The 13,399-nt window shown below is 56.7% G+C and carries 12 protein-coding genes; 4 read left to right on the top strand and 8 right to left on the bottom strand.

Annotated elements, in window-relative coordinates; translation table 11 throughout:
- Nucleotides 1-11: 11 nt before the first annotated feature.
- Both WA429_RS05865 and WA429_RS05860 read right to left on the bottom strand, forming a co-directional pair.
- The gene (locus tag WA429_RS05865) at nucleotides 12-1,184 is read right to left on the bottom strand and encodes an efflux RND transporter periplasmic adaptor subunit (RefSeq protein WP_101247510.1); all 1,173 of its coding nucleotides are present in this window, start codon (nucleotides 1,182-1,184) and stop codon (nucleotides 12-14) included.
- Nucleotides 1,185-1,297: 113 nt separating this feature from the next.
- Nucleotides 1,298-1,882 (bottom strand): PadR family transcriptional regulator, encoded by a 585-nt coding sequence (locus WA429_RS05860; RefSeq protein WP_068517533.1) that lies wholly within the window; start codon nucleotides 1,880-1,882, stop codon nucleotides 1,298-1,300.
- Nucleotides 1,883-2,279: 397 nt separating this feature from the next.
- On the opposite strand from WA429_RS05860, the gene WA429_RS05855 reads away from it, so the two are divergent.
- The 3 genes from WA429_RS05855 (at nucleotide 2,280) to WA429_RS05845 (ending at nucleotide 6,008) form a co-directional block, all read left to right on the top strand.
- On the top strand, nucleotides 2,280-3,749 hold the full coding sequence (locus tag WA429_RS05855) for a helix-turn-helix domain-containing protein (RefSeq protein WP_287465673.1): 1,470 nt from the start codon (nucleotides 2,280-2,282) through the stop codon (nucleotides 3,747-3,749).
- Nucleotides 3,746-5,077, top strand: coding sequence for a helix-turn-helix domain-containing protein (locus WA429_RS05850; protein WP_287465674.1), 1,332 nt, complete (start codon nucleotides 3,746-3,748; stop codon nucleotides 5,075-5,077). Before WA429_RS05855 ends, WA429_RS05850 begins: the two co-directional genes overlap by 4 nt.
- A 169-nt stretch (nucleotides 5,078-5,246) precedes the next feature.
- Nucleotides 5,247-6,008, top strand: coding sequence for a methyltransferase family protein (locus WA429_RS05845; RefSeq protein WP_287465676.1), 762 nt, complete (start codon nucleotides 5,247-5,249; stop codon nucleotides 6,006-6,008).
- A gap of 149 nt (nucleotides 6,009-6,157) precedes the next feature.
- On the opposite strand, the gene WA429_RS05840 is transcribed toward WA429_RS05845, so the two are convergent.
- The 5 genes from WA429_RS05840 to WA429_RS05820 all read right to left on the bottom strand — a co-directional run bounded on the left by WA429_RS05840 (nucleotide 6,158) and on the right by WA429_RS05820 (nucleotide 10,131).
- The gene (locus tag WA429_RS05840) at nucleotides 6,158-6,505 is read right to left on the bottom strand and encodes a hypothetical protein (RefSeq protein WP_068517535.1); all 348 of its coding nucleotides are present in this window, start codon (nucleotides 6,503-6,505) and stop codon (nucleotides 6,158-6,160) included.
- 523 nt (nucleotides 6,506-7,028) lie between these two features.
- A complete protein-coding gene (gene queE, locus WA429_RS05835) occupies nucleotides 7,029-7,820 on the bottom strand; it encodes a 7-carboxy-7-deazaguanine synthase QueE (RefSeq protein WP_287465677.1) in 792 nt (263 codons plus the stop codon).
- Complete coding sequence (queD, locus tag WA429_RS05830; RefSeq protein ID WP_287465678.1) at nucleotides 7,817-8,173, bottom strand: 6-carboxytetrahydropterin synthase QueD; 357 nt, start codon at nucleotides 8,171-8,173, stop codon at nucleotides 7,817-7,819. Before queD ends, queE begins: the two co-directional genes overlap by 4 nt.
- An 89-nt stretch (nucleotides 8,174-8,262) precedes the next feature.
- A complete protein-coding gene (queC, locus tag WA429_RS05825; RefSeq protein ID WP_068517649.1) occupies nucleotides 8,263-9,015 on the bottom strand; it encodes a 7-cyano-7-deazaguanine synthase QueC in 753 nt (250 codons plus the stop codon).
- A 180-nt stretch (nucleotides 9,016-9,195) separates the two neighbouring features.
- Nucleotides 9,196-10,131, bottom strand: a complete 936-nt coding sequence (locus WA429_RS05820; protein ID WP_287465679.1) for a class I SAM-dependent methyltransferase — start codon at nucleotides 10,129-10,131, stop codon at nucleotides 9,196-9,198.
- 142 nt (nucleotides 10,132-10,273) lie between these two features.
- Here WA429_RS05820 and WA429_RS05815 point away from each other — a divergent pair, with 142 nt between their 5' ends.
- Entirely contained in the window at nucleotides 10,274-11,830 is a 1,557-nt protein-coding gene (locus tag WA429_RS05815; RefSeq protein ID WP_287465680.1) for a hypothetical protein, read from the top strand.
- A 100-nt stretch (nucleotides 11,831-11,930) separates the two neighbouring features.
- Here the strand turns inward: WA429_RS05815 and WA429_RS05810 are convergent, their stop codons facing one another.
- The gene (locus tag WA429_RS05810) at nucleotides 11,931-13,283 is read right to left on the bottom strand and encodes a flagellin N-terminal helical domain-containing protein (protein WP_287465681.1); all 1,353 of its coding nucleotides are present in this window, start codon (nucleotides 13,281-13,283) and stop codon (nucleotides 11,931-11,933) included.
- Nucleotides 13,284-13,399: the final 116 nt, after the last annotated feature.

The raw sequence follows: 13,399 nt of genomic DNA, 5'->3' as shown, positions 1-13,399 counted from the left end.
CATGCACGCGCTTATTGCGCGGTCCGTTCCGAAAGTGTCGTGGCGGTATCGGCATTGCCGGTCGCGGATGCCGCCGCCGGTGCCGGTGCAATCGGAAGACCGTTTTCATCGGTTTCCAGATGCACAACATCGACAATCGCACCTTCCTTGACCCAGTCATGGCCAACCACGATCAGCTCGAACTCCTGGGGCAGGCCGCCGATCCAGACGCGGTCACGCGATCCGCCCTGCAATTCTGCGGGCAGGAAAACGACCTTGTTGCCGTCGGTCACGGCCCGGACACCAAGTTCACCGGCATCATTAAGGGTCAGAACCGATGGCAAAACCTGATGGGCGCGCTTGGTGCCGACCGGGATTTGCAGCTCGGCCGTCATGCCGTCAGGGATATGCTGATCGCGATTGTCGATTTCGACTTCGACCCGGAATGTGCGGGTATTGTTGTCAGAAACCCGCGCGGTATAGCGCACAATGCCATCATGACGAGTGCCGTCATAAAGCGTCACACTGGCAAGCTGGCCCAGTTCGATGGCGCCGATCGAATGTTCGGGAACCTGTGCAACCACCAGCATCGGGTCCGTCTGGATCAGGGTCGCAACCGCATCGCCAATCGACAAAAGGTCGCCGACCTCGGCCGGGCGCGTTTCGACGATACCGTCAAATGGCGCACGGATTTCGGTATTGTTCAACTCGGTCCGTGCAATGGTCAGATCGGCCTTGGCTTCTTCAAGCAATGCCAAAGTCTGGGCAACACCGGTTTTGGAGCGATAGTTCTTTTCGGCCAGACTTTTGGCCGCCGAGTGTTCAAGTTCGCGCTGGGCGACAAGGGCGCGCGCCTTTTCGACCCGTGCCAGCCGGTCATCAACGGCAAGTTTGGCAATCAGGTCACCCTTTTTGACAGCCTGGCCTTTGGTGGCGCCGATTTCGATCACGCGGGCTTCGGTTTCTGCGCGGATATCAACGGAAATGACCGCTTCGGTCCGCCCGGAAATGCGCAGATAATCGACATGATCGACCGCCTTGCTGGTAATGGTGCGGACAGAGGCGCGCGGTTTGGCGGTTTCCTCGGTCGCGTGTTGTTCGGACGGGTTTGCGGCCTCTGCGGAATCTTCACCGAGATAGGCGCTGCCGATCCAAATAACGGTCCCCAAGACCAGTAAAATTGCGATCAGGCGTGAAGCGTTCATGTTCTTGTTCCCTCAAATATTCCGGTGACGGAATGCGTCCTTGGCACTTGGCAGGCACGTCTTTTTGCGTCAATTCGCAGCAGGTCGGGCTGTTTCCCGATCACATATGGCGATCAGGGTTTCCGCGCCTTGAAGTTTCGCAATTCATCAAGCAGGCCCTGTTTGTTTTCCCGGATGAATTTCAACGTCGCGTCGCACATTGCCTGTCCCAGTCCGGCAACAAAACAGCATCCCGGTTTGGGATTGCCATTTTCATCACGGCCATAGGTTGACGGGCTTCCTTGCTTGTCTTCGTTATCCGGATCGATCTGGTGGCTCATCAATTCATGACGGGCGGCAAATTCATCAATCAGGGCTTCGGTCAATTCGATCGGCATTTCTTCGGCAAAGGTCAGCATGAACAGAATGTCCGAACGATAACGATCCTCGGCCGGGCGTGTTTGCAGCAGGGTGCGCAGGAATGTCCGGCGGCCTTCCTGGGTCAGTTGATAGACCTTCTTGTCCGGGCGGTTTTCCTGTTCATGTTCGACAAACGTAACCAGGCCATCCTGCGTCAGTTTGGTCAGGGCCGGATAGATCGAGCCAAGGGATGCGATTTGAAAATGGCTGAAAGTGCCATCCTCGAACATTTTGCGAATTTCATATCCCGTTGCCTCGCCACCCATCAGGGCGCCCAGACAGAGTGTGCGTACGTCCATCTTCTGTTCTGTGTCCTTGTTTCTTCCCCCGGACTGATCACGACATGGCGGGGGAAGGTGCCAAAATCGTTATATCAGTCCGATATATGTCGGACTATCATATATCAGTTCGATACAGTCAATCGAATATGATAGAAATTTTTATGACACGGACTCTACCTGGACGATTGGTGCGGGCGATCTGTTACATAACAGGATCGCGCATCAACCGGCCGCGTCGGGTCGGTGTCTGTTCGGGAATGTGACGCAAAGCGGTGTGCGATGCGTCCGTCTGTGCATAGTCGGACGCCTTTTGTGTCCGATTGTGTCTATTGAAACGATATAGTCGGTTTGTGCGGTAAGCTTGCGCCAAACCCGGATAACAGCAGACCGCAGCAAAGATCAGGAGCACACCGGAATGACCGGTTGGACGGAATATATAAGTATCACCGTGGCCGTCGTTGGATTGATACAGGCAGTTTTCCTGTGTCTTATTCTGCGTTCGGAAGGTGCGCGTGCCTTCGGGGCGAACCGCTGGATGATGATTTTCATCTTTGCGATTGCCTGCAACCTGATCGAAGACGTTATCGAACATTTTGTCTCCCCCGATGTCGATCGGGCGCTTGAACTGTTTTTCGGTCCGATCAATTTTGTCATCGCCCCGGCGATCTATCTTTATTTCCGCGAAATTTCGGGCAAGCCATCGCGGCGGCCATGGATCCATGCGATTTTGCCAATGGTGGTGTTTAACCTGATTGCCTGGATCATCACCCATGATGGCGGGCGGACCATTGCCCTTGATGGTGGCTATACGGTGCGGCAACTGATTGCCGTGTTCTGCTGGACGGCGATTTTTGTCCAGATATCACTTTATATTGCGCTGCTGTGGCGTGTCGCATGCCGCTATTTCCAGCAAACCCAGGAACAGCTCGGGGCTGACCGTGATCTCATGCGGCGCTGGATCGGGGTTATTCTTGGCGGATTGACGCTTGTTTTTGTCACGGTCGCGATTGGCAAGATTGTGGGTCTTTATCTGCCGCGCAGTACCGAAATGTTCGGCACTGAAATGGCCTTTGTCGCGGTTCTGTTTGCCATGACATATGAAATTGCCACAAGGCCGGCCCTGTTTGTGATGGCCGACTGGCCATCCGATACCGATATCGATGATGCCGATGAAGGACCTGTCATCATCCGTCAGGACCGCTTCTTGCGATCAGGCTATCCTGATCCGGTTCCGGCATCGACACAGTTATCGTCATCGGCACCTGCATCGGCGCAGGGGCAGACAGCCCAAAAAAACGATGACCCGATCACCAGCCCAGTCACAAACCCAGTCACCAGTCCGGTCACCAGTCCGGTGCGTCCGCTTCTTGACGAGGAGGGGCTGACACGTGCCATTGCCCAGTTAACGGACATTCAAAATCGCGGCGACATATTGCTTGATCCGCTGGTTTCCCTGCCAAAGCTTGCGCGTGCGGTCGGGGTGACCCCAAATCAGCTATCCTATGTTCTGAACCATCATATCGGGCAAAGCTTCTTTGATTTCGTCAATGCGGCGCGCATCGCCGAAGCGCGGTCTGTTTTGTTGCTCGAACCGGATCGCACCATTCTTGATATCGCGCTGAGTGTCGGGTTCAATTCGAAATCGACCTTCAATCTGGCCTTCAAGAAAATCACCGGCGAAACGCCAAGTGCATTTCGCGAAGCTGGGCGCGACAATGCTGTTGCGCCCCCCGCGGATCAGTCCCTTGATCAACTGGCTGATCAGCCAGCCGCGACCAAGATTGCCGCGTCACTGGCCCAAAAGGCGGCCGTACTTACCAATCCCGGTTCCGGTCCCAATCCCGGCAACGGGGACACAGCACAAGGTGCAGTTGGCAAATCATGAGCAACGGGGTGCTGGATTATCTTGATGTGACAATTGCCGTGGTCGGGCTGTTGCAGGGCGGGTTTTTGTGCCTTTTGCTCAGATCCGAAGGCGTGCGCGCACTTGCCGCCAACCGGTGGATGATGCTGTTTCTGTGTTGTCTGATGCTCAATCTTCTGGCCGATGTCGGCGACACATTCGGATCCGATCAGGTGCAGGACCTGATTGTTCTGTTTTTCTTTCCATCCAATTTCGTGATTGGTCCGGCGATCTATCTTTATTTCCGGGAACTGTCCGGAACGCCGGATCGTCGTGCGTGGGTGCATTTTGTTCCGGCCGCGGTGATTTTCAATCTGCTGGCCTGGCTGTTCACCATTGATGGTTTCGGGGCGGTTCCGGCAACAAACGAACAGTCGGTGATTGTTGAAACGGTCAAGGCGGTGTGCTGGTTGGCGATTTTTGCGCAGGCGGCGTTTTATATTCATCGCCTGTGGCGGTTGTCAGAAACCTATTTCCGTCAGACCCAGCAACAACTTGGCGCAGACCGCCGGGCCATGCGGCGCTGGATTGCCGTCATTCTGGGCGGTGTTTGCCTGATTTTCGTGACCGTCCTGTTGAGCCGCATCATCGCGTTTTACATTCCGGAGTCGATGGCAATGACGGGAACCGGCCTTGCCTTTGTGCTGGTTCTGTTTGCCATGACCTATGTGATTGCAACCAGACCGGCACTGTTTGTCATGGCCGACTGGCCCGATGGTGACGCAGGCAAAACCGCACCCGCACGGGCAACCACGCCAGCAATCCCCGCAACCACCGGCCGGGCGCAAGTCGCATCGCCAAACCCGGATGATAATCTGGGCGATGACGCCGGGGATGAGGTGCGTGACAGCCCGGATGCTGGCCTGCATGGTGGCCTGACTGGTGGCCCGGAACGTGCGACGGCATCTGACGTCCGGCCGACACCTTTGGATGCCGCACGGTCGCTGCTTGATGATGACGGGGTGGAACGGGCACTTGCCAAACTGGCCGATATCCGGGCACGGCGGGAATTGTTGCTTGATCCGCTGGTATCCTTGCCAAAGCTTGCCCGTGCGGTCGGGGTGTCACCCAATCAGCTTTCCTATGTTCTGAACCGGCATCTGGGGCAGAATTTCTTTGATTTCGTCAATCAGACCCGGATCGAAGAAGCCCGTGCGGTGCTTGTGCTGGAACCGGAAAGAACGATCCTTGATATCGCGCTGAGCGTCGGGTTCAATTCCAAATCGACCTTTAATCTGGCATTCCGGAAATTTACCGGCGAAACGCCAAGTGCGGTGCGCGATGCCGCTTTGAAAAACACTGCCGGGTAACGCCGTCCGTCCCAAAAAAGGTGGCGATGGTTTTGGCGGGTAAATCGGCAATAAATGCCGTTGCCTGCGACCGAAACGGCATCCGAACGACCGGATACGCAGCACCGGACGCCAGATGGACCGGGCAGGGGATAGGGATTCTGTGTCACAAATTCACAGGAGCCCGCAAATGTCCCCGGCATCATTTTCTCCGCCATCATTTTCCTCGGTCACAACCGACGAGCGCGCACAAGCCTTGTCGTGCCAAACGCCATTGCCGTTGCCACGCATTGCCCGCTGCGATGCCCATCACCGCGAAATGGCAAACCCGTCCGCCGGGGATGCCGATTTGCAACGTCTTCAGCGTCGGCGCAAAAACGTGATCCGGGTCGGGATTGGCGGGCTTTTGCTGCTTGTGTTGCTGAGCCGTTCTGTCCTACCGGTGGACAGTCCCGCCCATGACGGGGTCGAGGCCATCGGCCTTGCGGCCATTGCGATCTGTATTTTTGGGCGGGGGTGGTGTTCGCTTTATATTGGCGGGCGCAAAAAGACCGAGTTGGTGACAACCGGCCCTTATTCGATATGTCGCAATCCGCTATATCTTTTCAGCATCATCGGCGCGTTTGGCATTGGTGCTCAGACCGGAAGCCTTGTGATCGCGGTGCTGTTTGCGATTTTGTGCTGGCTTGTATTTCGGGCGGTTGTTCTGCGCGAAGAAGCCCATCTTGCCGCCCGGTTCGGGGTTGCATTCACGCGCTATAAAAACCTTGTGCCGCGGTTTCGCCCGACCTGGCATCGCTGGCGTGACGAGGCCGATCTGGTGTGCCGGCCATCGCTTTTTCTAACGACCACGCGCGACGCGCTTTGGTTCTTGATGGCAATACCGGTGTTTGAAGGGATCAAGATTTTGCAGGATCACGGCTGGATCGTGCCGGTCATTCATGTGCCCTAGGGGGAGGGCGGTTTGGGACCGGTAAAGTCCGAAAACTCGGGAAATGGCCAGAAATGACTGCGAAAAATCAGCCGGGATGCGCCGGGACGCGATGGCGCAGTTTTCAGTGATGACGGCGATGGCGCGATAGGCTGCATCGTGCGGGCGTGTTACGCCGCGTCATTTTCGGGCAATCCGCCAAATGATTTGATCATCTTGTTGCGTTCATCTTCGCGCAGCGGATCGGAATCAAGGGCCAGGGCCGCCTCAAGATCGCGCGGATTGACCGTCAGGACCTTTTCGCCCTGATCCTGCTTTCCGGTCCGCCTTGTGTCGCCATCCGACCAAAGATGCAGATGGCATTCCAGTTTGATATAGCTGCGCGTTGCGGCCTCTGTATCAAGCTTTTCAAGTGTATCGACGTCATATTCACCCGCTGGCAGCAATCCGTCATGGCAGGACAGATGGAACGGATGAAAGAACGTCACCGTGCGATGGGTTGTGCGGGTAATGCTCATGATCATGGCTCCTTCGAGCATCCGGAAGATGACCGCGTGCGGGGCTGATCTGGTTTTTATTGTGAATGCGCCCCCTTGCGGGCGATCAGGGTCCGGCAATGAAACCGGGTGCTGTGACCGTCCGGCTGCTCAAACCGTCGGGTTGATGATAAAGCACCTGCAAGACCCGCCCACCGTTACGGCACAACCGGGCTTGCATATTATATATGGTATGGTGATTGCCAAAACGCAAATTGGCGCTTTGGTGTTGCCAAGCCCAAGCCCAAGCCCAAGCCCAAGCCCAAGCCCCAAGCTCCAAGCTAGGCCTGCGCCCAACAAGCCCCAAGCAACGCCCCGCTCGGCCAACACCCACGCCTCATGCGGGATGCTGATGCCTCGGCCATCGTTTGCTGAGGTTCAGCAAGTGGCCCATGTGCCGTATGCCGTGTCTGTGTATCCAGTGCCGAGTGATAGATTCCGGGCTTGGCGTGCCGGGTGGACTGTGCCGTTTGCGGGCCCAGCACGCCCGGTACAAGTTGTCGGCTTAGACTCCGCGCAGATTGCCCCAGACATGGACGTGCCATTGCGGCAGAACACGGACATCAAACCACTGGCGTTTGGCGATTTCATCGACCAGCCAGCGATAGCGGGCGGTCAGGGCCTCGATATCAACGCCGTCTTTGCCATCCGGATGCGGTTCGGCGGGGGTTGTGTTGACCGGCTGCACACAGACCGGAATGCCAATGTGAAGGTTCCTCACATAATCGGCAAACATCAGGTCGGCCTCGTCACGGACCGGGAATTTCAACGTAATTGCCGGACCATCGAGCATCCCGCGGGACTGCGCGGCATCAATGCAGGCGGTCAGGGCATCGGCATCAAAACTGGTTGAGGCACTGGGCGGTTTCGGGCTGATCGTCAGGTAATTAAGGTCGGCAAACCAGTCCTTGGCGATGCTGCCCTGGGTTTCGATGGCAAAGGTGAAACCTTCCTGCTTGCCCATGGCAATCAGGGCGCCCAATGGCTGGATCGCCGGGTTGCCACCCGACAGGGTGATCAGGATCGGCTTGCCACCTGAAAGTTTTTTGACGTCCTCAAGAACCTCGGTCGCACTCATCGGTTTCCAATCAGCCCGAAAGGCCGGATCAACCGCATAAAGCGTATCGCACCAGGAACAGCGAAAATCACAGCCACCGGTGCGCACAAATACGGTCGGCACCCCGATCAGCGCGCCTTCGCCCTGAACGGTCGGGCCGAAAATCTCGGAAATGCGTATTTTGCCGCGATGTTCAGTCGGGTCCGACATGGCTGCCAGATTGCGATCAATCACCGTCATGGACGATATTCCGCCCAGGTTTTCGGTGTTTCGGAAACGCGCACGGCGCTGACTTCGGGCCAGCGATCATGGGCCCATTGATAAAAGAACAGGGCAAGCTTTTCGGCGGTCGGGTGATCATGGCCCAGAACCTCGTTCAGGTGACGATGATCAAATTCATCATCAATCAGCCGTTTAAGCGGCCTGAGTTCGCGGTAATCGCGCACAAAACCGCGGGCATCGAGGTTTGCGCCTTTAAGCTCGACCTCGACGATATAGTTATGGCCATGCAGGCGCGAACAGGGGTGATCGGCTTCCAGCCCGGCCAGTTGGTGGCTGGCGGAAAAGGCGAATTGTTTGGTGATGGTGAACATCAATCTGTCTTTCATGGCGCGACAGGCCGGGTGCGAGCCGGATGGAAATCCATCGGCGCAAGCCCGGTCAAATCACTGTATTTCAGGAATTATTCGGCGGCGTTATTGGATGCAGATGCCGTTTCATGTGCGGCAAGCTGGCGCGCACGGTGATCGGCGCGGGCCTGTTTCCAGTATTCGCGATCGACATAAACGGTCGGGTCCTTGACCCCGGCCAGTTCAAGGGCCTCGCGCCGTTCGACACAGGTGCCGCAACGACCGCAATGGGTTTCCCCGCCCTTGTAGCATGACCAGGTCAGATCGACCGGCACGCCAAGCCGGCCGGCTTCAAGCGCGATATCGGCCTTCGAGACATTGACAAACGGCGTATAAAGCGTGACGTCGCGAACCCCTTCAAGGGCGTGGTCCTGCATGGCCTGGAACGATTTGATGAAATCGGGACGGCAATCGGGATAGATGAAATGATCCCCGCCATGAACGGCCGCGGCAACCGCATCGGCCCCGGCACTGGCCGCCGCCCCAAAGGCCACTGCCAGCATGATGGCATTGCGGTTGGGCACCACGGTGACGCGCATGGTTTCTTCGGCGTAATGGCCATCGGGCACATCGATGTCATCACTGGTCAGTGACGACCCGGTCAAAAGCGCACCAACCGGGGTCAGATCAACAATGTGATGTTTGACGCCAAGATCGCGTGCAGTGCGCGCAGCGAAATCGAGTTCCTTTTTATGGCGTTGGCCATAATCGAACGAAATCAGGGAATGCAAATTGTGCTCGGCTGCAACCTTATAGGCCAGCGTGACGGAATCCAACCCGCCAGAGCAGACGACAATCGTCTTCATAATCATATGTCTTTCGTGTTTTTAACCTGGTGCTACGACAGGGAAGCAATCATCGCTTCAGGGCGGGCATGTGCCATGATGGCCGCCAAAAGGCAAGCAAAAATCACCGCATGCAACCATGCGTTTGGCGCAGGAATGCTGCGATTTTGGCCTTGTCATGTGATGGGAGGCGGGTGTCTGTCAGGCCCGCTTGGCGCTAAGCACATGAAAACAAATCGGAACCTGAAAATGGCCGTCTTCGATATAGGGTGAAAGTGTTTCAAATATCGCCGCATCAATCGCACCGCGATCCATATCCGATGCATCGCGCAGCACATTGCCAAACAGCATGTCCATTTGCGGTTTCCAGAACGGGACCTTTTCGGGGATGCGTCCGGCCGGGCTGTGGGTGGTGGCGGTAATGCCGGTAAAGCCCGCCGTTTCCATCCGGTCCATGGATTGATCGATATTGCCAAACGAAAACGGATCAAGCCCGGCCTGATCAAACCCGATGCCCAGAATATTGCCCAGAACCGCATCCATCGCGGCAAAAAGCGGGTTATCAACCATCGGTGCCCACACCATGTAAACTGCCCGCCCGCCGGGCCGCAGAACCCGGTGGCTTTCCCGCAATGCCTGGTCCGGATCATTGCAAAACATCACGCCAAACCGACAGGACACGACATCAAAGCTTTGATCGGAAAATGGCAGATTTTCCATATCGGCCGGGATCACGGAAATATTGGCGATGCCTTCTTCTGCCGCCCGCGCGGCCAGCCCGTCACACATTTCGGGCACGATATCGGATGCGGTTACATGCCCTGATGCGTGGGGCGTGTTAGCGCTAACATCGTTGCTGTTCGCCGGTCCTGCGTCATTCGCAGCCCCGCCACCCGTTGTCGTTTCGCCGGTCGGTGCCGCGAGTGCTCGGGCAAAGGAAAAAGCCGGTTCCCCAACCCCGGACGCCAGATCAAGCACATCAAGCGGCGCATCACCGCGCAACCGCGCCAGGGTCTCAAGATCCGCGGCCTCGATCATATGGCGGTTGATTTTCTCGGCCGCCGGGGCAAGCCGGTCCGCCCAGTTGATCCAGTCAGAAGAAAGGTGCTGCCAAGTGTTCGGGGAATTGTTGGTCATGTCGATCCGGTCTTTTTCTGATTGTGGTTTTGACAATAGGATCAAATCCTGCCGGACGCAAAGCCTGCAACGGGATTTTTGTGCCCTCACAAGCATTTCGCCTGTCCGTCGATAAAAGGTTCGCAGCGATGGCAGGTAACAGATGGGTCAGGCACAAGAGGATGGTTTCAATATCTGGAGAATGGCCGGATCGATCATTCTGATCGCGCTGACCAGCGCCTTTTATTTCGGCTTTGTGATCACGCTTTTTGCCGGGTTTACCGCCGATATTCAGCGCGATGCACTGCGCCGGGAATTGGGGGCATCGTCCCCGGGGACGCTGGAACGGCTGGTGCTTCAGGCCTATCACGAGGCCGTCGCCCTTGAGGAACAGGCAAGATTGCGCGCAAGCATCCGCGAACTTGACGCCCGCGCCCTTCAGGACACACGCAACGGTCTGATCATGCAAAAGGATGCTGTACTTGCCTGGTGGGAAGCCTTTGACGGCTATTCCCGACTGGCCGCGACCGTGACAAAACACCGGGCGTCCTTTGATGGCGACTTCACCGCAGTCTTTTCCGATGTCATGAATTCGGCCTATCAACTGGTGTCGGACCAGAAATCGGCCGTCACCATGGACGGGGCGCCCACACCGCAAAACAGGGCCAATAGCAGCGGCATTGCCGGGAATGCCGGCAATCCTTTTGCTGCTGCTGGTGCTTCTGATGCGGGTGGCGGTGCTGGCGCTGGCGTTAGTGGTGTTGATAGTGCGGGCAGTACCGATCAATCCGGCGGGGATGTGGCACCACCGGATTTTCTGGTCGATGAAATCACAACCGACACAACGCGCCAGGCCGAGGCCGCCGAAGTGATGGCCAGTTTGCATGTGCTGCTTGATAAGCCGAAATTCACCAAGGATGCCTCACCGGCCCTTGTCGAACAGGTCAATCTGCAAGTCGATGCCATTCGCGCCGCGATGATCCGTTATGACGAGAAAAATGCCCGCGCACAGGTCGAATGGGCAAATATTCATTCGGAAAACCGGCATGCGGCACTTTTGCGCAAAAGTCTGGAAAACGAACTTGAAGAAACACAGGCGCAATTCATCCATCAAGGCGATGATTTGCGTCTTGAAATGCAGTCGCTTGTCGCGCTGTTTCAACATCCGGTCGGGCGTATCCTGTCCTATCTGATCCAGCTTCCGACCATCATGCTGACCTTGCTGGTCACTGTGGCCGCAGGTGGGCTTGGTGCGGTGGTGGCCTTTACCCGGCAGAACTTCGGCCGCCCGGTTGTGCCATATCCCGCCGGTTTCGGTGCGGGGCAGGATAATGGAATCAATGACGCCAATGCCCGTAATCCTGATGCCCTAACTGCCAATACGGGCCGAACGGATGTGCAAAGACAGGGCTGGACACATCTGGGGGAACGGGTGTTGCCCGCCGCCCGATTGTTTGTCATGACCGGAGAAGGCATAGCCGCCGCCATGGCCATTTTCCTGTGTGCCGAGGCCGGGATGCTGATGGTCAGTCAGGGCGGACCGGATGGCACCGGACAGATTGATATCAGCCCGTTTCTGGTGACCTTCATGGCGTTCGTTTCGGGCTTTATGGCCGAGGATGCCTTTGCGCGCATTCAGTTTGCCGGCAAAAAGATCTTTCGCATGCCCGGTGACGAAGGCGATCACGATCCCAAAAATCCCGATACGCCAAAGCCATAAGGCAAAAGAAAACCGGCGTGCAATGACGCCGGTTGAAGTTTCGTTGGATAAATGCAGGCACGCTTTAACGGGGCGAGAAACCGGTCGAAAAACGGCGCGATCAGCCTTGCAGCAGGCGCAAAAGATTTTGCGGCATCTGGTTGGCCTGGGCCAGCATGGCAACGCCGGACTGCACCAGGATCTGCTTTGATGTGAAGATCGTCATTTCGGCTGCGACATCCAGATCAAGCAGGGTGGATCGGGCTTCTTCGACATTTTCAAGCATGGTGGCAAGGTTCTGCCCCGCGAAATCAAGCCGGTTCTGATAGGTGCCGACATTGGCGCGCGCGCGTTGCAGATCGTCAATCGCGCGGGTGACGACCTCGACCGCGTTCTGGGCCGATGCCGCGGTTGAAATGGCATTGACGCCAAGATCATCAAGCCCGTCTTCGGTGCCGGCCGCCCCGGTGCCAAGGGCGGCACTGTCAACTGACTGAAACGAGATCGCCAAGCGGTCATTGGACGTATTGCCCGCCCCGATCTGGAACGAGATATTGGCCGGCAGTTTCTGTCCGTTATCGGCCAGCATGCGCACGGTGCTGTTATCGCCGGGCGTCGCACCGCCGCCAATCACCTGTGCGGTGGCAAAACCGTCCGCCCCGGCCCCGTCGGAACCAAGGGTGATGGTGTTGGCGATGATGGTGCTGATATTGTTGTTAAGATCAAAGCTTAGCCCCAGCTCGTCAAAGGTCAGTGTTGTCTTTTCACCGGCCGACAGGGCCTTGGTCCCGCCGGTGGCAAAATCGGTGACATCAATGCTTTGCACCCGGTCATTCACGCCATCAATCGTCGTGACGACATTGATCAGTGCCGAATTCCCGACCTTGATGAAATGAAGCTTGAATGAGTTGTCATTGACACCGTTATTGTTGGCATCCGTCGCCCAGTAATTGTTGTCGGTAATCGCAATGCCATCAAACCCGTTGGCCGGCGAAATGTCTTCGCCCTGGTTGCCCGAATTCAGGTTGGCATAGTCAAGCGACACATCCCCGCCATCGCCCAGCAATTGAATACCGTTGAAATTGGTCGAGGACGAAATACGGTCGATTTCGTCGCGCAGCTGGGTGAATTCGTCATTGAGAAAGCCGCGTTCGGTATCGGACAGGTTGCCCGACGATGCCTGCACCGCCAGTGTCTTCATCCGCACCAGAATATCGTCAATGGTGGCCATGCCGCCATCGGCGATCTGCAACATCGAATTGGCCTGACCGACATTGACGGTGGCGGTTTTAAGGGCCTGGGCCGTGGCATTCAGGCGCGCGCCAATTGCCATCGAAGCCGCATCATCACGCGCGGAAACCACACGCGTTCCCGAAGAAAGTTTGGCAAGCGAACGGGTTGCCGCAGCATCGGACGCCGTAAGGTTCCGATGGGCAAGGTTCGCCGCATAGTTTGATATTATATTCAAAGCCATGACGCAGTTCCTACCTGAACAAGCAAGGCGTAAAGAAGATTACGATAAATAACGTGCGACGCCCTACATGAGCGTTTTCGCATCTAGATCCTACGTGACTTTGTTCGGGAATACAA

The sequence above is a fragment of the Thalassospira sp. CH_XMU1420-2 genome, assembly GCF_037029325.1.
GTDB lineage: Bacteria > Pseudomonadota > Alphaproteobacteria > Rhodospirillales > Thalassospiraceae > Thalassospira > Thalassospira povalilytica.
Note: the sequence above shows the minus strand (reverse complement) of the source record. Positions and strands in the feature narration are given on the sequence as shown.

Excerpts from the sequence above, each read along its gene's own strand:
- WA429_RS05820 (WP_287465679.1), bottom strand. The coding sequence starts at position 10,131 with ATGACCAACAATTCCCCGAACACTTGGCAGCACCTTTCTTCTGACTGG.
- queE (WP_287465677.1), bottom strand. The coding sequence starts at position 7,820 with ATGACGGTGATTGATCGCAATCTGGCAGCCATGTCGGACCCGACTGAA.
- WA429_RS05850 (WP_287465674.1), top strand. The coding sequence starts at position 3,746 with ATGAGCAACGGGGTGCTGGATTATCTTGATGTGACAATTGCCGTGGTC.
- WA429_RS05855 (WP_287465673.1), top strand. The coding sequence starts at position 2,280 with ATGACCGGTTGGACGGAATATATAAGTATCACCGTGGCCGTCGTTGGA.
- WA429_RS05840 (WP_068517535.1), bottom strand. The coding sequence starts at position 6,505 with ATGAGCATTACCCGCACAACCCATCGCACGGTGACGTTCTTTCATCCG.
- queD (WP_287465678.1), bottom strand. The coding sequence starts at position 8,173 with ATGTTCACCATCACCAAACAATTCGCCTTTTCCGCCAGCCACCAACTG.
- WA429_RS05860 (WP_068517533.1), bottom strand. The coding sequence starts at position 1,882 with ATGGACGTACGCACACTCTGTCTGGGCGCCCTGATGGGTGGCGAGGCA.
- queC (WP_068517649.1), bottom strand. The coding sequence starts at position 9,015 with ATGAAGACGATTGTCGTCTGCTCTGGCGGGTTGGATTCCGTCACGCTG.
- WA429_RS05810 (WP_287465681.1), bottom strand. The coding sequence starts at position 13,283 with ATGGCTTTGAATATAATATCAAACTATGCGGCGAACCTTGCCCATCGG.
- WA429_RS05815 (WP_287465680.1), top strand. The coding sequence starts at position 10,274 with ATGGGTCAGGCACAAGAGGATGGTTTCAATATCTGGAGAATGGCCGGA.
- WA429_RS05865 (WP_101247510.1), bottom strand. The coding sequence starts at position 1,184 with ATGAACGCTTCACGCCTGATCGCAATTTTACTGGTCTTGGGGACCGTT.
- WA429_RS05845 (WP_287465676.1), top strand. The coding sequence starts at position 5,247 with ATGTCCCCGGCATCATTTTCTCCGCCATCATTTTCCTCGGTCACAACC.